We start from the raw sequence: 21,149 nt of genomic DNA, 5'->3' as shown, positions 1-21,149 counted from the left end.
GTTTTCTACATTACTTTTATTTTTTGTTATCTTTACGGTCGCTTACAACTTAACATCAAAGGCTATGAAGATAGGAATATTGACATCAGGAGGAGACTGTCCAGGAATAAACGCCACAATTAGAGGAGTTTGCAAAACAGCGATAAATCATTACGGTATGGAAGTTTATGGAATTCATAGCGGATTCCGGGGATTGCTGGACAATGACGTAGAACCATTGACAGAAAAATCATTATCGGGCTTGTTAAATCTGGGAGGGACAATACTAGGCACTTCCAGAGAAAAGCCATTCAAGAAACGCCTGTCGGCAGCCTCGGAGGACAAACCGGCTTTGATGTTAAAGAATATCCATGATCTAGGTCTGGACTGTATCGTATGTATCGGCGGAAACGGAACCCAAAAGACCGCAGCCAAACTGGCCCAAGCAGGTGTGAACGTTGTTTCTGTACCTAAAACAATAGATAACGATGTTTGGGGAACAGACGTTTCATTCGGATTCGATTCTGCCGTGACCATTGCTACCGATGCCATTGACCGGCTGCATTCTACAGCCAGTTCACACCAACGTGTCATGGTTATTGAAGTGATGGGACATAAAGCTGGCTGGATTGCACTTTATTCCGGAATGGCGGGAGGCGGTGACGTGATTCTTATTCCGGAACTGTCTTATGATATTCATAATATAGGCAATACCATCATTGAACGCTTGAAAAAAGGGAAGCCCTATTCCATTGTTGTTGTCGCAGAAGGCATCAAAACCATGGACGGCAAAAAAGCCGCCGAATATATAGCCCAAGAAATAGAATATGAAACCGGATTCGAGACCCGTGAAACTGTACTGGGATATATCCAGCGTGGCGGCTCTCCTACTCCCTACGACCGTAATCTGGCCACTCGTATGGGTGGACATGCCACAGAACTGATTGCTTCCGGACAATTCGGACGAATGGTCTCTCTGCAAGGTGCGGAAATTGGCTCCATCCCTCTGAATGAAGTGGCTGGTAAATTAAAACTTGTCAATGAGAACCATGACCTGATTGTACAAGGCAAACGGATGGGAATCTGCTTCGGATAAGAAGCAGATTCAATCCTTTTCCATATACTTGGATGGAGACACTCCGAATTGCTCGGTAAAATGCTTTCGGAGCGTACGTGTATCACTATATCCTACCATTTCGGCTATTTCCTGAATGGAATACCTGTTCTCCATAATAAGGGAGGCAGCCTTGCTCATCCGTACACTCCGAATCATATCAATAGCAGCCAGTTCGCTACGTTGCTTTATTTTTCTATAAAGAGTAGGCTGACTCATATTCAATTGCTCCGCCAACATTTTTACATTAAAGTTCTCATTCGCCAGATTAGCTTCTATGACATGAATAATTTGCTGTATAAAATCATCCGGAGCATTATTCCCATCCGCTTCCGGTTCACTTTCCTGCTGCTTCAACATCAACGTCTTTGTATATATCCTCTTCAGGCGTTCCCGCTGGAGTATCAGGTTCCGGACTTTTGCCTTCAATACCTCCGGATTGAAGGGTTTCATCATATAATCATCCACACCTATTTTTGAAGCCTGCAACACATCCGCATCCTCAGCCTTTGCCGTCAGCATCAAAATAGGGATATGTGCTGTCCGAGGCTGCTCACGCAATTCCCGGCAACAGGTAAACCCATCTTTTACAGGCATCATTATATCAGAAATAATCAAATCCGGAATTTTACTCATTGCCACATCAACCCCCTCTTCACCGTTTGCCGCCTCATATACGGCATAATCTTTACAGAATAAAGAACAGACATAATGCCGGATTTCCTCATTGTCCTCAATAACAAGAAGAGATGTTTTTTTATTCGAAGGCTTGTCTTCCTGCCCTTCCGCCTGCATTACCGGTAACGGAAGAGCATATTCCTCCATCTCCGGAGCACCAACAATCTCATACCGGTCCTCTGCAAAATGTGCATTTCCCTCAGGAATCAATAATGTGAAAGTGCTACCCTTTCCGAGAGTACTGTCCAAATTCACCGTGCCATGATGAAGATCCATCGTATTTTTAACAATACGCAAGCCTATACCTACCTTATTAGAAAACAAAGGTGTATTTTCTCCGGTAATAAATGATTCAAAAATCCTCCCCCGTAACTCTTCCGGTATTCCTTTACCTGTATCCGATATGATTATACTGCAAAATGAATATCCATCTATCTCGATACGGTTCATCTTAAAAATCACCTTTCCATTCGGAGATGTATACTTAAACGCATTAGATAATAAATTACGGATAGCCGAACTTATTTTTTCCACGTCTATCCATAGCAAAAGTGGCTCATTCAGCGATTCAACCGTAAAGTTAATCCCTTCTGTTTCTGCCAGTTCATGAAAAGGATCGGTTATCTGCTTTGCCAATACCACTATATCGACTTTCGAAATCCGGAGTTTAATCATACCTGCTTCAATCTTCTGCACATAAAGCAAATGATCGACCAATGTCTGCAAAGAGGTTCCATTGCGATACATGGCAGCCAGTTTAGTATAGACGGTGTCTGAAGGGCGGACGGTTCCTAACAATTCCTGCAGGGGAGATAAGATTAAAGTTAAAGGTGTACGCAACTCGTGAGCTGCATTCGTAAAGAAATTCTCGCGTTCCATCCGAATCTGCTTCTCCTTGTCACGCTCTACAGTAGCAGCAAATATCTCATGTTCCAAGCGCAACTCGTGCTCCAACCTCTTTTGCCGTAATTTAATACGCTGCATAACCATATAAACTATTATCCCTCCCAGCACCATCATACAGAAGCGGAAAAAGAAAGTTTCACTCCAATGAGGCAAAATCTCTACTCTCAACGAGGTTATTTTACTGTCTCTTTCATCCGGATAAATATTTTTCACCTCAAAAACATATTCCCCGGCAGGAAGGTTAGCATACGAAACTTTTTCCCCTCCGTTGGCCACAAGCCAACCAGGCTGATAAGGACGAAGCCTGTAACTATACTTCTGCTGGCTTTCAGAATAAGAAAGGTTATTGAACGTCAGCGCAAAGTCACGATTCGCATGATTCAACCGGACAAAAGGCGTATAGAAAATACTTTGTGAAAGAATGGTCTGCCCATTGACCTCTCTTCCTATCTCTACAGGTTTATTATTTACCTCCAATCCGGTAATCACGACAGATTCGGAAGTGGTAAACGCTTTAATGTCATCGGGGTTAAAATAAGTAAGATTTTTATTATTTCCCCAAAACAGGACATCCTCCCAATGCAGGACAGAACGGTTACTGCCTGCAATGTAATAATTATAAAACAAATGCTGATGACGGCTATAACGGGAAATACCTGAATTAGAGCCCAACCAGATTTGCCCGTCCGCATCCTCAGTCATGCAACCAATAAAGTTACTGCACAATCCATCCCGGGTAGTATATACATGAGTTATCGCATCCTGTCCGGGAGAGAAAACTGCCAGACCGGCCATGTATCCGACATACAGATTACCATCAGACGAAGCTAATAATGAACGAACGGAATTCTCAGCCATACCATACTTCTTTTCATAGCCGGTCTGCAGTTCTTTTTCATTTATCACTTTACATATACCATAATTCGCAGTGCCCAGCCAAAGCGTATGATCGTCGGTTTCAGCCATAGCACGAATATAAAGAGGAGACAAGTTCTGTAATCCGGATACTTTGAAATGTATCTTCTTACCCCTGTTCGTTTCACGGTCGAATAACCAAAGTCCTTTATGTGTACCAATCCAAAAACGGCCTTTGCTATCAAGAAATAAGGCCCAGACAGATGATTTGTTAAGGTCACCATCTTCCGTGATCAATCGCAATATCTTGAATGAGCGTTCTTTTTTATAATAACAGGTCAATGAACCATCTGAATTCCCAAACCATAAATTCCCTTTCTCATCTTTCAGACTGCACAACACTGTCTGTTGTTTTTTCACATCTTGATCTCCTACTTGAAAGAAGTCTGTTTTTTCCGAAGTACCAAACGCTGTCCGGCTCCGCATAATTCCTTTATGGTATGTTGCCAACCAAAGATAATGATCGTCATCCGCTACAATAGAACAAATCTCATTATGCCTGTCCTGATAAAAACAATTATAAAACTGCATACGCAAATCCGACCAGATAACTCCTCCACCATCCGTACCAATCCACAGAATACCATGTGAATCGTAATAAGCCGCAATCATCCTCGTTTCAAGATTGCGGTACATCAAAGAAGAAGTGTTACTATAAACTTCTGTCAATATCTCGTCCTGATTATTTTTATCTATTGTCATCACCGTATATCCATTCCACGTTACGGCCAGATATTTATTCTCATTTAATCTGATAACACCGAAAACATCTGTATGAGAAAGTCTGTCGGATACCGGAGCCACATGATAAGTCAACTGCTTGATTTTCCCGGTTCGTTCATTGTAATAAATAACCCCATGAGCAATTGTAGAAATCCATATCCGACCATCATCATACAAAACAGAATTTACAGACAGACTACCGGTACGCCCCAGGTCAATCACCCGAAAGGAATTCAGGTTTGTCGCATCCAGCAAGATAATTCTACCTTTTTCATCAATCAGACAGATACTTTTTTTATCCGAAGAATAAGTGATGGCAACCAAAAGATTATCCTGGTTATTCCAGCCTGTATATTTTTCTTGAACCCGGAGCCGAAGCTCACCCTCTTTTGATGCGCACCGCTTCATTAAATGCAGCTCACTCCCGGAAATCACCCAAACCAACGAATCATTCCTCTGCAACATCCCTCGAGATGGAATACCCTGTCCCGAAGAAGAAACCACAGACAAAAACCGTTCTTTTTTCAAATCAAATGCAGAAAAGACACCATTATCCACAAATGCCAGCACCCCGTCAAAAACCTCCTTTAAGTTTGAAATACTAGGATAACTCCTACTCCTTTCAAAATTTGTAATCCGCCTACCGTCATAACGGCTCAACCCGTTTCGGGTTCCAAACCAAATGAAGCCTTCTTTATCCTTATAAACAGCAGATACGGTATTGTCGGCCAATCCGTTTTGCATATTGAGCAGATGCACATCTTTGCTTAAAAAAGCATAGCACACATCCGGCAGCAATATACATACTCCAATTATAACCAGTGATAAGATTTTAAGGTTCATATTTAATTCATTACCTGTAGCAAAGGAATAAAATAAAAAAGAGATAACAACAAAGATTCACCAAAAAATATAGAGATGCATTAAACATGCATGCTGAATGAAATGAACGTGTATTAAGCCACATCACTGATTAACATACATTTGCAATGTATTAACCTAATGTCTAATTAAAAAACAGAGAAGCATGAAAAAAATCTCAATTCTATTTTTGATATTGCTTTGCAACTGTACATTCCTGTACGCCCAGCAATTCAGCATCACCGGTGTAGTCACGGATAAAAAGCTCAATGAGCCCATTATCGGTGCTAGTGTAGTTGTCAAAGGTACTACCAACGGAACGGTTACTGATCTGGATGGAAAATTCACAATCCAAGCCTCAAAAAGCAGTGTGCTAATTGTTTCCTTTATCGGGTATACCCCCCAAGAATTTACAATCAATGGCAACCAAACTTTTTATCAAATCTCTTTAGCGGAAGATACGCAAACGCTGGACGAAGTTGTGGTAGTAGGCTTTGGTACGCAAAAGAAAGTGAACTTAACAGGAGCAGTTGCTACCGTGGATAAAAAAACACTGGAATCACGTCCTGTCACTTCAGTTTCACAAGCTCTTCAAGGAGTGATGCCAGGATTGAACATTGACATGAATGACAAAGGTGGACGATTAGACTATAATCCCACCATGAATATTCGTGGAACAGGAAATTTGAATACCGGATCCAGTGCCTCACCTTTAGTTTTAATTGATGGAGCCGAAGGAGACATAAACTCGTTAAATCCGCAGGATATCGCTAACATTTCCGTGTTAAAAGATGCTGCCGCATCTGCCATTTACGGTTCACGCGCTCCATTTGGCGTAATCTTGGTTACAACCAAATCAGGAGAAGCAGGAAAAGCCACCATTCAGTATTCAAACAATTTCAGATGGTCACGCCCCACCAACATTCCTGACATGCTCGACTCCTACCGCTTTGCCAAGTATTTCAATGCAGCACAAAAAAATTCAGGAAGCGGCACCACTTTTATTTTCACTGATGATACGATAGACCGCATTCAGAAATACATGGCGAGTGAATACCCATACACCTCAGACCCCAATGGTTCACAAGGAAACAATTTTTTCCCTTTCAACGTCGCTTCCAATGATAATCAAAACTGGCCAAGAAACTTCATTGACAAAACATCTTTCGGACAAGAACATAATCTAAGTATCTCCGGAGGAGGTGAGAAAGTTAAATACTATCTATCGGGAGCTTTCCTTTCTCAAAACGGACAGATGAATTACTCTGACGAAAACAAAAAACGTTATAACATCAGTGGAAAGGTAACAGGACAAGTCACCAAATGGCTAAGTTTAGATTTTAACGCTCGTTTTATACGTTCAGATATAGAAATGCCAACTTTTGTGAAACTCTATGGCGATCGTTTCTTTGCAGAAACGACCAAATTATATCCCATGATGCCTCTCTATGACAACAACGGACACTATACACGTAATCCTAAATTAATGCAATTAACTTCTGGAGGGCGTTCAAACAGCAGTAAAGACACCTACTTCACTTCCGGAGGTTTCCATCTGACTCCATTAAAAGGATTAGGTATTCACGGACAGGCGACTCTACGGACAGAAAGCTACCGCCACCAATATAATGTAAATAAAGTCTATCTCTATACCCGTGACAACCAACCCGTGGAAGAAGCATGGTTAGGAGGAGACCCCGATTTAGCAGCAGGAAAGACATTTGTGCAAAGTCAAACACAGCAAACTTCCATGATGACAACTTCACTATATGCAGATTATGAATATTCCTGGAACAAGCACAATTTCAAAGTTACAGCAGGTATGAATACCGAATATTATTACATCAACGAATTAATCGGCAAACGCTATGATGTCATCAACGAAAATGTCCCCAGTATCAATACGGCCACTGGTACAAGTGATTTGAAAGGCTCCTCAAAAGAATGGGCTACAATGGGATATTTTGCCCGTTTAAATTATGACTACGAAGGACGATACCTATTAGAAGGAAACATTCGTCGCGATGGGACTTCACGCTTCCGCGGTAACCAACGATGGGGCACATTTCCCTCTGTTTCTATAGGTTGGAACATCGCCCGCGAAGCATTCTGGAGTCCGGCAGAAGCATATGTCAACCTGTTAAAACTACGTTTTTCTTACGGTAGCCTAGGCAATCAGAATACAGATAATTATTATCCTACTTATTCTATTCAAAATATAACTGTAGGTAGCGTAGATGCCGGCGGACGCTGGCTGCTTGACTTAGCCAACAAGTCCAATATAGCATCTTCCCCCGGTCTCGTCAGTTCCTTGCTCACATGGGAACGTGTCACCAGCTATAATGCAGGACTTGACTTTGGTGCATTTAACAATCGTCTGAACGGATACGTTGAATACTACATTCGTGATACCAAAGACATGGTAGGACCTGCCGAAGAAATAACTCCATTAGTAGGAGCATCAGCTCCCAAAATGAATAATACCTCTTTACGAACCAAAGGCTGGGAATTACAACTAACTTGGCAGGACAGAATTGGTAAAGTAGGGTATCATGCTTCTTTCAATCTATCTGATGCTCAAACAGAAGTAACAGAATATCCCAATCCTGATAAAACATTTTACACCAAAGATGAAGACGGAAACACCATTGAAAATTATTGGAAAGGGAAAAAATTAGGCGAAATATGGGGATTCAAAACAGTAGGCATAGCAAAAACCGATGAAGAAATGCAATCATGGATAGCCCAACATGACCAAAGCAAATTACCCAATGTAGGAAACAATATTTGGAAAGCCGGTGATATCATGTACGCTAACCTGGATGACAATCCTGCCATAGAAAAAGGTACGTCTGCCACTGATCCGAAAGATTTAACCATTATTGGAAATTACACACCCCGCTTTCGTTTTGGCTTCTCATTAGGAGCTGACTATAAAGGATTTGATATCAATCTAATGTTCCAGGGCGTAGCCAAACGTGACGTTTGGGTAGGAGGCGACGACAGAACCGCTTATTCTAAAGGTATGATTTTCTGGGGTATCAACGGGGGGCAATGGGATTCCACCGGATACGAAGAACACATGGATTACTTCCGTCCTGAAGGAGATGAAATGGGAGCAAATCTCAATGCTTATTATCCGCGCCCCATTATTGGAAGTAAACAAAACCAGCAGGTACAAAGTCGTTACTTGCAGAATGCAGCTTACATCCGCTTGAAAAACATACAAATAGGTTACACGTTGCCTAAAGCATGGATACAAAAAGCTAACCTGGAGAAAGTACGACTATTCTTCTCCGGAGATAATTTATGGACTGGTACCAAGATGAGTAAAAATTTTGATCCAGAACTAATTTACCAAAACGGTATGAGTTATCCGTTAAGCTATACTCTATCATGTGGAATTAATATTACATTATAAACTTTAAATAAATCATAATCATGAAATTAAAATACATCATACTCCCTATAATAGCAACTTCATTCGCTATAAGCTCATGTAACGATTTTCTAGATAGAGAACCATTGACAGACAATGTGAATGAAGGTTTTTTCACAGAACCAAGCCAATTGCAGGCTTATTGTAACAAGAAATACGAACTATTGCCCGATTTCAAAGACACCAATCTTTTTACCAACGATCAAACCAGTGATAACCAAGCAGGAACAGATCCTGTAGATTTCTTTCTACCGCAACGTATCAAAGTTGCCGCCACAGGAAGTTATAATCGGCAAGGACATTTGCGCGACTGTAACCGATTGTTATATTACGCTTTGGAAAATATCCAAAAAGGGGAACTGGAAGATACCCGCGAAACTCAGCAATATATCGGTGAGATTTACTTCTTCAGAGCTTACATCTATTTCGAATATTTGAGGAAATTCGGAGATTTTCCCATTATCAAATCAGAACTTAGCGCAGATGATTATGCCGCCAATGTGGAAGCAAACAAACGTAAGCCACGTAATGAAGTGGCCCGATTTATTCTAGAAGACCTGAACGAAGCCATTGCCCGATTATTACCGCGCAGTAATAATCTGACCAATCACCGTCTGAACAGAGAGTGTGCCTATCTATTTAAATCACGTGTAGCCCTGTATGAAGCAAGTTGGGAAACCTACCATCAAGGAACCGCACGAGTACCAGGTGGTCCGGGCTGGCCGGGCGGTACTTTCAATGGCAACCTTAATACTGAAATAGATTTCTTCCTGACTGAAGCGATGGCATCTGCCAAAGAAGTGGCAGAAGCAATACAAATCTCTGATAAAATAGAAGATTATATGAATATGTTCAATCAATATGATCTTTCTTCCAACAAAGAGGTATTATTATGGCGTATGTATAGTGCGGATGCCAAAGTGAATAGCTTAGTAGAAGGCAATTATCATAGCATATACAATGAAAACGGTGAAGGCTGTGTGGGACAAGGTGGAGGTTATACACGATCCATGGTTGAAACTTTCCTAACTACCAATGGCCTGCCTATTTATGCACCAGAAAATACAGAATACAAAGGCGACAAAAGTATCCCCGATGTAATGGAGAATCGTGATTTACGCCTTGTAGAATCAACTTTCAAACCGGGTGATATGGTTTGGAGAGGTGGTAATATGGACCAAGACGGAAGAATGGTCTATGCAAATCTACTACAAGCTTATCAAAACTTAAGCAGAACAGCTACAGGATATTTAGTTCGTAAAGGATGGAGAGACAGCAATGTAGCTCCAGCGGATAATTCACCTTTGGCTTATATGATATTCCGCGCCAGCGAAGCATATCTCAACTATATGGAAGCTGACTATATGAAAAACAAAAATCTAGATGATTATAGCAAAAAATACTGGAGAGCTTTGAGAAAGCGTGCCGGCGTATCAGAAAACTTCCAAAAAACTATCGATGCAACAGATCTAAGTAAAGAAAACGATCTGGCTGTTTGGTCCGGAAGTCAGATGATAGACAAAACTTTATATAATATCCGCCGTGAACGACGTTGCGAATTTATAGCAGAAGGCATGCGTAAAGATGATCTTTTACGCTGGCGTTCACTAGATAAAATGAAAAACTATCAAACAGAAGGATTCAATTGGCAAGAGTATCAAAAAGAGCCTTACTATGTGAAACAATTGGCTGCCGGCTTAGTGGTTAGTAATTCTAAATATTTACGTCCGCATTTTGCCAACGAACTGATCATTACCAACAATGGCTACAACTTTGAAGAAGCGAATTACCTGACCCCTATCTCTTATGACGTATTCCGTCTTTCAACCCCTGAGAAAGGAGGCGATATTTCCACTTCCGTTGTTTATCAAAATCCAGGCTGGCCTGTCGGTGCCAATCAATATGCTCTGCAATAGGTTTAGATAAAATAACTCAAAAAGGGTGTAGTTTAATTCGTTACAATGTATTCTTATTGTACCTTTGAACACACCCTTTACCAATATCATACCGAATTAATATGAAATTTTTCTCTAAAAAAACATTTTTCATCTTTCCGTTCTTGACTTCTATCTATTTACAAGCTCAAGAAAAACCTAACCTGGTCTTCATCATGGCAGATCAATGGAGAGGAGATGCTTTAGGTTGTCTCGGAAAAGAACCTGTCAAAACACCTTGCCTGGACCAACTGGCCCGTGAAGGTGTGAATTTCACCAATGCTGTCAGCAGCTATCCCGTATCTTCACCGGCACGAGGCATGTTGATGACAGGCATGTATCCGCATAAGAACAAAGTAACAGGCAATTGCAATTCTGCCAACGCTCCTTATGGAGTAGAACTTCCACAAGATGCACGCTGCTGGAGTGATATACTTAAAGCCAATGGATACCAAACAGGATATATCGGCAAATGGCATCTGGATGCTCCTCATGAACCATACATAGATACTTACAACAACCATGGTGCAGTTGCTTGGAACGAATGGTGTCCAAAAGAACGCCGGCACGGTTTTGACTATTGGACCGCTTATGGCACTTACGACTACCATTTAAAACCCATGTACTGGGACACTGACGCTCCCCGGGACAGTTTTTATTATGTCAATCAATGGGGACCGGAGTATGAAGCCGACAAAGCGATTGAGTACCTCAACGGGCATATAGATAAAACGCAGCCATTTGCCTTAGTCGTATCCATGAACCCTCCACACACCGGTTACGAGTTGGTGCCCGACCGATACAAGGAGATGTATAAAAACCTGAATGTAGAGGCATTATGTGCCAACCGTCCCGACATTCCCGCCAAAGGCACTGAAATGGGCGACTATTTCCGCAACAATATCCGCAATTACTATGCCTGCATGACCGGAGTCGATGAAAATATAGGTCGGATAATCAACGAATTGAAACGTTTGGGTTTATTTAAAAATACTATTGTAGTATTCACTTCTGACCACGGCATCTGCATGGGGGCTCATGAACAAGCCGGAAAAGATATCTTTTATGAGGAATCCATGCGAATTCCAGTCCTTATCTCATGGCCGGAAAAAATAAAGCCGAAAACCGACCGAACAACCATGATAGCTTTTGCCGACTTGTATCCGACCCTGCTTTCCATCATGGGCTTTCAGCAACAAATACCGGAAGAAGTACAAACATTCGACCTTGCTTCCGTTCTCCTCTACGGAAAAGAAAACAACCGCATTGTCCAACCCTATTATTACATACAGTCATCCAATCCGGCAACAGGCTACCGGGGATTACGCACCGCTACACATACGTTTACTATCCATGCAACCGATGGTAAGGTAGATAAGATTATTCTATTCGACAGGAGATCAGACCCTTACCAAATGAATAATATAGCTATGCAGCATCCCAAACTGGTAAACCGATTGAAAAGCCAATTAAAAACATGGCTGCAAAAAACAGAAGATCCATTTTTTAATTATTTATAACCTATGAAGATACTATATACATCCCTTCTCTTCCTTATGAACTGTGTACTGAGTGTTGCACAACCGGAAATCATTGTACCCAAACCGCATCAATTGAAATGGCATGAAGCGGAAATGGGAGCCGTATTTCATTATGACCTCCACGTATTCGACGGCATCCGCTACGGACAAGGCAATAACCGTATCAGCCCCATTGAAGATTATAATATATTTAATCCTACCCAACTGGATACTGACCAATGGATTCAGGCAGCTAAAGCCGCAGGCTGCAAATTCGCCGTACTCACAGCCACGCATGAAACCGGCTTCGGATTGTGGCAAAGTGACGTAAACCCATACTGCCTGAAAGCTGTAAAATGGCGTGATGGCAAAGGAGACATTGTCCGCGACTTTGTCAACTCCTGCCGTAAGTATGGTATCCAGCCGGGCATCTATGTAGGCATCCGGTGGAATTCACTTCTGGGTATCCATAATTTCAAGGTAGCCGGTGACGGAGAATTTGCCGCCAACCGACAGGCGTGGTATAAACGCTTCTGCGAGAAAATGGTGGAAGAACTTTGTACCCGCTATGGAGATTTATATATGATTTGGTTTGATGGCGGAGCCGATGACCCACGAGGTGACGGTCCTGATGTGGAACCCATCGTCAATAAATACCAACCCAACTGCCTGTTCTACCACAACATAGACCGTGCTGATTTCCGCTGGGGAGGTTCAGAAACCGGCACAGTGGGATACCCCTGCTGGTCCACTTTTCCGGCCCCCTGTTCACATCATAAACGTATTGAAAGCCAAAAAGACCAAATAGCCTTATTAAAACAAGGTGATCCCGAAGGCAAATACTGGGTACCAGCTATGGCAGACAGCCCCCTGCGTGGTGCCAACGGCCGCCACGAATGGTTTTGGGAACCCGATGACGAGAATAATATCTATCCATTGACAACGTTGATGGATATGTACGAAAAATCAGTGGGCCGCAACGCTACGTTAATCATCGGGCTGACCCCCGATCCCGATGGGCTATTGCCGGCAGGTGACGAACAGCGTTTAAAAGAATGGGGAGAAGAAATAAACCGGCGCTTTGGTACACCATTGGCGGAAACCCAAGGCCGGAGGCAACGGCTTACGCTGAATCTGAATGAAAAACAACCGGTCAACTACTGCATCATCCAAGAAGACATTGCCAAAGGCGAAAGAATACGCCAATACAAGATAGAAGCGAAAGTCAACGGAAAATGGCAGACAGTGTGCTCCGGCGAGTCTGTGGGACACAAACGCATTGCACACTTCGAACCGGTAGAAACCACCGCCTTGCGCCTCACCGTAACCCAATCCGTTGCCGTACCCGAAATCAGACATTTCAGTGCCTATAACGTAACTCTCAAATAAAAAATCATGAGAGAATATAAAGCAATATTCATTTGTATCCTGATTTGCAATGTATTTGTTTGTCCGAAATCCTTCGGGCAAACAGATTACACATATGAAAAAGGAAAGTCTTTCAAGAACACAAACGCTTTGTCAATGACAGATACGATTGATTTAACTTCCATTTCTTCTCCCATACCCTATAAGAAATCCATACCCGGACAAACCCAAACTATTGCCTGTCCGGTACGGTTACCCGGGTACGTCCGAGGTATTTTCTTCAGCCGAGACTCCCGTCCGGGAGATTTTGAATGGCCCAACAATACCAACCGGCTCCTACCTTGGGTGTTCAACGATTTAAAAGAATTAACCGACACCCGCTATCCGGGAATACCTTCCAATGCAACCCCATCTACGTTGGGAGATGCATTACTGCTGGAACTGACAAACGGAGAATACTTGTTTGCCAAAGCTGTTGCCGGCCGTAACAGTTTAAGCTGGCTGCAAGTAAACGATAACGGCTCTGTCACCCTATATGTATCCACCTTAGGAAAAGACTATCTGAAACCGGAAGTCCCTCTTCTACTCATCCGACAAGGAAAAGATATTTATTCAACCATTCGGCAAGCCTATCAAGCGCTGATGAAAAATACAGAAGCCGCCGACTTAAAAAGCCGCACAGCCAAGGAATATTTCGAAGCTTTCCGCTATCTCGGTTGGTGTACATGGGAACATTATCATGATGATATAAACGAATCCAAGATAATAAACGATATGAAAACGATAGAGGCATCCGGCATTCCTATCCGGTATGTACTGATTGACGACGGTCATCTCGCCCACAAGAACAGGCAACTGACCGGTTTCATACCAGATAAACAACGTTTCCCGTCGGGATGGAAAAAAATCATGTCATACAAAAAAGAAAATAAAATCAAATGGATCGGACTGTGGTACAGCCTTTCGGGATACTGGATGGGATTATCCCCCGAAAACGGATTTCCACAAGTCGTCCGACAAGCCCTATACCCACACGCCGGCAGCCTTCTGCCAGGAACGGACAGCACCCGCATCCGTTCCTTCTATCGCTACTACGTCAGCACCTTAAAAGAACAAGGATTCGATTTTCTGAAAGTAGATAACCAAGCTTTTACGCTGCCACTCTACATGGGAGGGCATGAAAGTATCCGCCAGGCAACCGACTGTAACCGAAGCCTGGAAGCCGAGATCCACCGGCAAAATATGGGACTAATGAACTGTATGGCACAGAACGTCATCAATACCGACCATACGTCATACAGCAACAGCACCCGTGTCAGCATAGACTATAAGAAATATGATGAGGATATGGCAAAATCACATCTATTCCAGTCTTATACCAATACCCTGCTACTAGGACAAACCGTATGGCCCGACCATGATATGTTTCATTCCTGCGATACCGTTTGCGGCACTTTGATGGCACGTTCCAAGGCCATTTCCGGAGGTCCGGTCTACCTGTCGGACGCCCCCGGGGACTTTATCAAGGAAAACATCTTTCCTTTAATTGACAAACAAGGCAAACTGTTCCGCCCCGAAGCTCCTGCCGTACCTATGCCGGAATCTATACTGACCAATCCATTATGGAGTGGAAAAGCATATCGAGTAGCAGCTCCCTCAGGCAACGGAGCTATGACATTAATCTGTTACAACCTGAATGTTTCCCCCCGGCATCAGCAAGTCCAGGCCACTATAAAAAAAGAAGATTATTCTCTTCGGAACAGTTTTGAGAAAATGTCTGCCACCCCCGAAGAACGCGTGCTGCTTTATAATTGGAAATCACAAAAGGCAGAAGAACTATCAGACAGCAGTACATTCGAACTCATCGGATTTACAGACAAACTGTTTCATCTCTGCCCCATACGGAAAGGATGGGCAGTCATTGGCATACAGGAAAAATATCTGTCCCCGGCCACCGTCCAAACTATCTCTTTAACAGAGAACCGCTTGGTGCTGAACGTACTATGTACAGGTACACTAAAAGTATGGATAGAAAATTCCGGCAAGCAAGAACTGAGAAGTATTTCCATAGATACCCCCAAAAAAATTGTAATCGAAAAATAACTTATAAAACTAGCCGATATGAATAAAAAACTACTTGTATCTTTCGCTCTCGCTTCCTTAACAGGAATCTCGACGCAAGCAAAAGAAAAAATGTCTTCAGAAACAACCCAACAACGTCCCAATATCATCTTATTTATGGTGGACGACATGGGTTGGCAAGATACATCCTTACCTTTCTGGACACAGAAAACACATTATAATGAAGCCTACGAAACTCCCAATATGGAACGTCTGGCTAAGAAAGGGATGATGTTCACACAAGCATACGCCTGCAATATCAGTTCCGCTACCCGTTGCAGTCTGATAACGGGTGCTAACAACACCCGACATCGTGTAACAAACTGGACACTTGAAAAAAACAAAGCTACCGACAGACCAAGCAATACAATAGAATTGCCAGACTGGAACTACAACGGAGTCAGCCAAGTAACAGGAACGCCCAATACCTTTGTCGGCACTTCTTTCGTTGAGTTACTCAGACAGAACGGTTATCATACCATCCACTGCGGAAAAGCTCATTTCGGTTCTATTGACACACCGGGAGAGAACCCTACCCATTGGGGGTTTGAAGTAAATATAGCCGGACATGCCGCCGGTGGTCTGGCTACTTATCTGAGCGAACAGAACTACGGGCACACCCGCGATGGAAAGCCCTATTCACTAATGGCCATCCCCGGCTTGGAAGATTATTGGGGAACAGGTATATTTGCAACAGAAGCCCTGACACAAGAAGCCATCAAAGCATTGGACAAAGCAAAAAAGTACAATCAACCTTTTTATCTATATATGGCACATTATGCCATCCACATTCCTGTTGACAAAGATATGCGCTTCTTCCCCAAGTATATTAAAAAAGGACTTAGTGACAAAGAAGCCGCATATGCATCCTTAATTGAAGGAATGGATAAAAGTCTGGGGGATTTGATGAACTGGTTGGAAAAAAATGATGAAGCAGATAATACTGTTATTATTTTTATGAGTGACAACGGAGGGCTAGCTGCCGAACCCGGATGGCGCGACGGACAAATTCACACTCAAAACGCTCCTCTCAATAGTGGCAAAGGCTCCTTATATGAAGGAGGAATACGCGAACCAATGATTGTAAGCTGGCCCGGAGTAGTCACCCCGAATACTCGTTGTGACAAATATCTTATAATTGAAGATTTTTATCCTACCATACTTGAAATGGCGGGTATCACAAACTATAAGACAGTCAACCCTATAGACGGTATCAGCTTTATGCCCCTGCTGAAAGGTACAGGAGACCCGTCCAAAGGACGCGCACTGGTATGGAATTTCCCTAATATCTGGGGTAATGACGGACCAGGCATCAATCTGGACTGCTCTATCCGCAAAGACGAATGGAAACTGGTCTATTATTATGAAACCGGTAAAAAAGAACTTTTCAACATACCAAATGATATCAGTGAAAAAAATGATGTAGCAAAGCAACATCCCGGCATCGTAAAACGGCTCTCCAAGGAATTAGGGAACTATTTGCGAGCAACAGGAGGACAACGTCCCACATTCAAAGCCACAGGAAAACCCTGCCCATGGCCTGATGAAATCTAATTCCCGTCAGTATATGAAATATGCCCGACTACATTTTCTTGATGTAATCGGGCATATTTCAATGTATTATGTATTCCTGCCGGACATACCCAAAACCACCGGAATAGCCAATTAATAAATTATAAACAATATCGATAAAATCCGCTAAGCGTTTTCCTTAAAAGCCTTTTCTTCCGCTTCACTGATTATCTGCTCGACCACATCCGTTTTCTTAATCTCCTCCAAAGAAAGATCCGGAGTAACGGCCCCACTGTCTGAAGGCTTACTATCAGAAACCGTTACCTCCTCCTGAGGCAACTCACGGGCAGTCTTAGCCGCAAAAATACATTCAATAAAGCCGGAATCATTCTTTATTTTTCCCAAAGCCACACGCGCAGCCATTTGCTGAGACTCTTTTTTAGAATAACCGGTTCCTTTTCCTCCCGAAATACCTTCCACCAGAACTTCACTCTCGAAAGTCGGATTATATCCCTGATCGTGTGATTGGGTTATCAGCTCAAAGGTAACCTCAAAACGATTTTTCTGGCTCCATTCTATCAACTTGGATTTAAAGTTTACCTCCTTACGGGAAATCTTCTCCAAATTTATATAAGGCCCAATAATACGATGCTCCATGAAATATTTACAGGCACGATATCCCCTGTCTAGATAAATAGCACCTACCAATGCTTCGAATGCATTGCCGCACATATAGCTGTTATGAGAAGACTGGCGGGCCGTATACTTGATCAGCTTATCCAAACCAATCTCTATAGCCAAACGATTCAATGTTTCACGCTGCACTATTTTAGAGCGGGTATTCGTGAGAAAACCCTCACGCTTTCCTTCAAACCTTTTGTAAACAATATCTGCCACCACAGCATCCAGAATAGCATCCCCCAAGAATTCCAAACGCTCATTATTAAGCAAACGCCCCTTTTCAGACTTCACTGATAAAGATTTGTGAAGCAAAGCCTGTTCGTAGATGCTAATGTCTTTGGGATAGAATCCAAGCATCTTATAAAAACGAAGATAAGACTCCCTATCCTTACGAAAAAGAAGTCTTATCCTATCCTTTATATTGCTAAACACGATTATTCAGCATATTTTTTTACGATTACACATGCATTATGTCCACCAAAACCGAAGGTATTGCTCAATGCAGCGTTTACTGTACGTTTCTGAGCTTCGTTGAACGTGAAGTTCAAGTTATAATCAATGTTTTCATCATTATCACCTTCCTCATGGTTGATAGTGGGCGGAACAATGTCATTCTTCACAGCCAATACGCTGGCAATAGCTTCTACCGCACCGGCAGCACCCAACAAGTGTCCTGTCATAGACTTAGTAGAGCTGATATTCAGTTTATAAGCGTGATCTCCAAATACATCCTTGATAGCTTTCACTTCTGAAACATCACCTACAGGAGTTGAAGTTCCATGTACATTGATATAATCAATATCTTCCGGTTTCAATTCCGCATCTTCCAATGCGTTCAACATCACCAGTTTAGCGCCTAATCCTTCCGGATGAGAAGCTGTCAAGTGATAAGCGTCGGCAGAAGCGCCTACACCGGCAAGTTCCGCATAAATCTTGGCACCACGTGCTTTTGCATGTTCCAATTCTTCCAAAATCAGACAGCCTGCGCCTTCACCCATCACAAAGCCATCACGGCTTGCACTAAACGGGCGGGATGCACGTTCCGGATCATCATTACGGGTAGACAAAGCATGCATAGCGTTAAAACCGCCCAAACCGGCTTCAAAAATAGCAGCTTCCGCACCACCTGCCACAATTACATTTGCTTTACCCAAACGGATATAGTTAAATGCATCGGCAATAGCATTTGATGAAGATGCACAGGCAGAAGTTGTTGTGAAGTTAGGACCGTGGAAACCATACATGATAGAGATCTGTCCCGATGCAATATCAGCTATCATTTTGGGGATGAAGAATGGGTTGAATTTCGGTCCGACAGTATCTTTATTCAGTGTATAATTAGCTACTTCCTCTTCAAAAGTATGAATACCTCCGATACCTACACCGTAAATTACACCTATTCTATTCAAATCTTCTTTTTCGAGGTCCATTCCAGAATCCTCCACCGCTTCTTTAGCAGCTGCAATGGCATACTGTGTATACAGATCCATTTTGCGAAGTTCTTTACGGTCAATGTAATCAGTTCCATTGAAATTTTTCACTTCGCATGCAAAATGAGTCTTGAATTTAGACGCATCGAAATGAGTAATAGGTCCTGCCCCGCTTACCCCCTTCACCAGGTTGTCCCATGTTTCTGCAACATTGTTACCTACAGGAGTAAGAGCACCAAGACCTGTTACTACTACTCTTTTTAATTCCATATTATAAAATAAGGATAATTACTTAGCGTTAGCTTCGATATAAGAAACGGCGTCACCTACTGTACCAATTTTCTCAGCCTGATCATCAGGAATAGAAATACCGAATTCTTTTTCGAATTCCATAATCAGCTCTACAGTATCCAGTGAATCTGCGCCCAGATCGTTAGTGAAGCTTGCTTCTGTTGTAACTTCTGATTCTTCTACACCTAATTTATCAACGATAATAGCTTTTACTCTTGATGCAATTTCAGACATAACTTTAATTTTTTAGTTAATAAATTGAATTATTTTATTTTCTTTGCGGTTGCAAAGGAATAAATATTTCTTGGGCTGAGCAAATATTCAGGCAAATAAATGCAGAATTTTGCACATTTTTTTGTTTTATGTGCACCAAAATAGAGAACATCATGAAGAAAATCGCAATTTTAGCTTCAGGAGAAGGCACGAATGCTGAAAGAATTATTCGGTATTTTTTAGAGAAAAGAACAGCTGAAGTAGCATTGGTTATCGTCAACAAAGCACAGGCCGGTGTACTCAAGCGAGCTGAAAGACTGAGTGTTCCGTCACTTATCCTCACAGCCCAAGACTTTGCCGACGGGAAAGCACTGGAAATACTGCACCAATATCATATTGACTTTATTGTACTGGCAGGCTTCCTCTTGAAAGTACCTGATGCCATTTTGCATGATTATCCGAATAAAATAGTAAATATTCATCCGGCCCTCCTTCCCAAGTTCGGTGGTAAAGGTATGTACGGTTCCCGCGTGCACCAAGCTGTCATAGCTTCCCATGAAAAGGAAAGCGGCATCACCATCCATTATATAAATGAACAATATGATGAAGGAAATACCATTTTCCAAGCCACCTGTCCGGTATTGCCCACTGACACGCCAGATACATTGGCAATACGGGTGCACCAGTTGGAATACGAATATTTCCCTCGGGTGATTGAAGCGACTATTCTAGGCAAAAATCTTTCAATCTAATACGAAAAAACTGAAGAGCTTTGCCTATCCGATAATTGACAGTCTGCACCGACACCTCCAGCTTGTCAGCAATTTCTTTATGGGTCAGTTGTTTATACCGACTCATAACATATACTCTTTGCAGTTCTTTAGGAAGAGAATGAAGGGCTTCCATATAGGTATTAAACAACTCCGTGCCATAACAAGAATCCAATGCCGGCAGAGATTTCAACTGTTGGCTCTGATATTCTTCATATACCTGACGGGTAATATGGGAACGGGTGATTGAATTCAAAGCCCTGTTCCTGACACTGGTAAATAAGAAAGATTTCAGCGACAAGTCCTCTACCAGCAACTCACGTTTTTCCCACACATACATCATCAAATCCTGCACTATCTCTTCAGCCTCTTCAAGAGAAACATACGAGGAACAAAACAAACATAGCGGCTTGTAATAAGAAGCATAAACCAGGGAAAATACTTTTTGATCTCCCGACTTCAAGGTTTTAATAATTAAGCGGTTATCATTAAGGTTCATAGGTCATTTTTAATTTAAGGTTACACAAACATAAGTATTTATTTCAAAATAAGAAAACAAGAATGAGATAAAATACAAAAAATATAAGTTTTTGTTTAGTAACCCAGTTATGATATTTGTATTAATAATGTTGACCGACTTATAATCCGCAAATCCAAATTTCCGCAGAATCCGAAACGAAGCGTTCGATTTTCA

Annotated in this window: 13 protein-coding genes; 8 read left to right on the top strand and 5 right to left on the bottom strand. The window is 42.2% G+C overall.

The window, feature by feature from the left end; translation table 11 throughout:
* The first annotated feature begins 64 nt into the window (after window positions 1–64).
* Window positions 65–1,075: an ATP-dependent 6-phosphofructokinase gene (locus RDN93_RS00645; protein WP_005844296.1), complete on the top strand. Its 1,011-nt coding sequence runs from the start codon at window positions 65–67 to the stop codon at window positions 1,073–1,075.
* A 9-nt stretch (window positions 1,076–1,084) separates the two neighbouring features.
* Here the strand turns inward: RDN93_RS00645 and RDN93_RS00640 are convergent, their stop codons facing one another.
* Entirely contained in the window at window positions 1,085–5,158 is a 4,074-nt protein-coding gene (locus tag RDN93_RS00640) for a hybrid sensor histidine kinase/response regulator transcription factor (protein ID WP_005844294.1), read from the bottom strand.
* Window positions 5,159–5,342: 184 nt separating this feature from the next.
* Between RDN93_RS00640 and RDN93_RS00635 the strand changes: the two genes are divergently transcribed.
* The 6 genes from RDN93_RS00635 to RDN93_RS00610 all read left to right on the top strand — a co-directional run bounded on the left by RDN93_RS00635 (window position 5,343) and on the right by RDN93_RS00610 (window position 17,112).
* Complete coding sequence (locus tag RDN93_RS00635) at window positions 5,343–8,597, top strand: TonB-dependent receptor (RefSeq protein ID WP_057280591.1); 3,255 nt, start codon at window positions 5,343–5,345, stop codon at window positions 8,595–8,597.
* Window positions 8,598–8,617: 20 nt separating this feature from the next.
* Window positions 8,618–10,531 (top strand): RagB/SusD family nutrient uptake outer membrane protein, encoded by a 1,914-nt coding sequence (locus RDN93_RS00630; RefSeq protein WP_005844290.1) that lies wholly within the window; start codon window positions 8,618–8,620, stop codon window positions 10,529–10,531.
* Between the two features lie 101 nt (window positions 10,532–10,632).
* Window positions 10,633–12,069, top strand: a complete 1,437-nt coding sequence (locus RDN93_RS00625) for a sulfatase-like hydrolase/transferase (RefSeq protein ID WP_100262957.1) — start codon at window positions 10,633–10,635, stop codon at window positions 12,067–12,069.
* A gap of 3 nt (window positions 12,070–12,072) precedes the next feature.
* Window positions 12,073–13,458 carry an alpha-L-fucosidase gene (locus tag RDN93_RS00620; RefSeq protein ID WP_022508150.1) on the top strand — a complete coding sequence of 462 codons (1,386 nt, stop codon included), beginning with the start codon at window positions 12,073–12,075 and terminating at the stop codon, window positions 13,456–13,458.
* 6 nt (window positions 13,459–13,464) lie between these two features.
* Window positions 13,465–15,540 carry a Sip1-related alpha-galactosidase gene (locus tag RDN93_RS00615; RefSeq protein ID WP_117814738.1) on the top strand — a complete coding sequence of 692 codons (2,076 nt, stop codon included), beginning with the start codon at window positions 13,465–13,467 and terminating at the stop codon, window positions 15,538–15,540.
* 18 nt (window positions 15,541–15,558) lie between these two features.
* Entirely contained in the window at window positions 15,559–17,112 is a 1,554-nt protein-coding gene (locus tag RDN93_RS00610) for a sulfatase (protein WP_057098704.1), read from the top strand.
* A 144-nt stretch (window positions 17,113–17,256) separates the two neighbouring features.
* Here the strand turns inward: RDN93_RS00610 and rnc are convergent, their stop codons facing one another.
* The 3 genes from rnc to RDN93_RS00595 are packed head-to-tail and all read right to left on the bottom strand — an operon-like array spanning window position 17,257 to window position 19,706.
* On the bottom strand, window positions 17,257–18,183 hold the full coding sequence (gene rnc, locus RDN93_RS00605) for a ribonuclease III (RefSeq protein ID WP_005850138.1): 927 nt from the start codon (window positions 18,181–18,183) through the stop codon (window positions 17,257–17,259).
* 2 nt (window positions 18,184–18,185) lie between these two features.
* On the bottom strand, window positions 18,186–19,451 hold the full coding sequence (gene fabF, locus RDN93_RS00600; protein WP_005844278.1) for a beta-ketoacyl-ACP synthase II: 1,266 nt from the start codon (window positions 19,449–19,451) through the stop codon (window positions 18,186–18,188).
* Between the two features lie 18 nt (window positions 19,452–19,469).
* Window positions 19,470–19,706: an acyl carrier protein gene (locus RDN93_RS00595; RefSeq protein ID WP_005844276.1), complete on the bottom strand. Its 237-nt coding sequence runs from the start codon at window positions 19,704–19,706 to the stop codon at window positions 19,470–19,472.
* A 152-nt stretch (window positions 19,707–19,858) separates the two neighbouring features.
* Here RDN93_RS00595 and purN point away from each other — a divergent pair, with 152 nt between their 5' ends.
* Entirely contained in the window at window positions 19,859–20,437 is a 579-nt protein-coding gene (gene purN / locus RDN93_RS00590) for a phosphoribosylglycinamide formyltransferase (RefSeq protein WP_032938941.1), read from the top strand.
* Here the strand turns inward: purN and RDN93_RS00585 are convergent.
* On the bottom strand, window positions 20,409–20,954 hold the full coding sequence (locus RDN93_RS00585) for an RNA polymerase sigma-70 factor (protein ID WP_005844272.1): 546 nt from the start codon (window positions 20,952–20,954) through the stop codon (window positions 20,409–20,411). The two genes, purN and RDN93_RS00585, sit on opposite strands and share 29 nt — an antisense overlap.
* Between the last annotated feature and the right edge of the window lie 195 nt (window positions 20,955–21,149).

Origin of the sequence: uncultured Bacteroides sp. (assembly GCF_902491285.1) — a bacterium.
Taxonomy (GTDB): Bacteria; Bacteroidota; Bacteroidia; order Bacteroidales; family Bacteroidaceae; genus Bacteroides.
This window is presented reverse-complemented; position numbering and strand designations above follow the sequence as displayed.

Excerpts from the sequence above, each read along its gene's own strand:
- RDN93_RS00645 (WP_005844296.1), top strand. The coding sequence starts at position 65 with ATGAAGATAGGAATATTGACATCAGGAGGAGACTGTCCAGGAATAAAC.
- RDN93_RS00640 (WP_005844294.1), bottom strand. The coding sequence starts at position 5,158 with ATGAACCTTAAAATCTTATCACTGGTTATAATTGGAGTATGTATATTG.
- RDN93_RS00635 (WP_057280591.1), top strand. The coding sequence starts at position 5,343 with ATGAAAAAAATCTCAATTCTATTTTTGATATTGCTTTGCAACTGTACA.
- RDN93_RS00630 (WP_005844290.1), top strand. The coding sequence starts at position 8,618 with ATGAAATTAAAATACATCATACTCCCTATAATAGCAACTTCATTCGCT.
- RDN93_RS00625 (WP_100262957.1), top strand. The coding sequence starts at position 10,633 with ATGAAATTTTTCTCTAAAAAAACATTTTTCATCTTTCCGTTCTTGACT.
- RDN93_RS00620 (WP_022508150.1), top strand. The coding sequence starts at position 12,073 with ATGAAGATACTATATACATCCCTTCTCTTCCTTATGAACTGTGTACTG.
- RDN93_RS00615 (WP_117814738.1), top strand. The coding sequence starts at position 13,465 with ATGAGAGAATATAAAGCAATATTCATTTGTATCCTGATTTGCAATGTA.
- RDN93_RS00610 (WP_057098704.1), top strand. The coding sequence starts at position 15,559 with ATGAATAAAAAACTACTTGTATCTTTCGCTCTCGCTTCCTTAACAGGA.
- fabF (WP_005844278.1), bottom strand. The coding sequence starts at position 19,451 with ATGGAATTAAAAAGAGTAGTAGTAACAGGTCTTGGTGCTCTTACTCCT.
- RDN93_RS00595 (WP_005844276.1), bottom strand. The coding sequence starts at position 19,706 with ATGTCTGAAATTGCATCAAGAGTAAAAGCTATTATCGTTGATAAATTA.
- purN (WP_032938941.1), top strand. The coding sequence starts at position 19,859 with ATGAAGAAAATCGCAATTTTAGCTTCAGGAGAAGGCACGAATGCTGAA.
- RDN93_RS00585 (WP_005844272.1), bottom strand. The coding sequence starts at position 20,954 with ATGAACCTTAATGATAACCGCTTAATTATTAAAACCTTGAAGTCGGGA.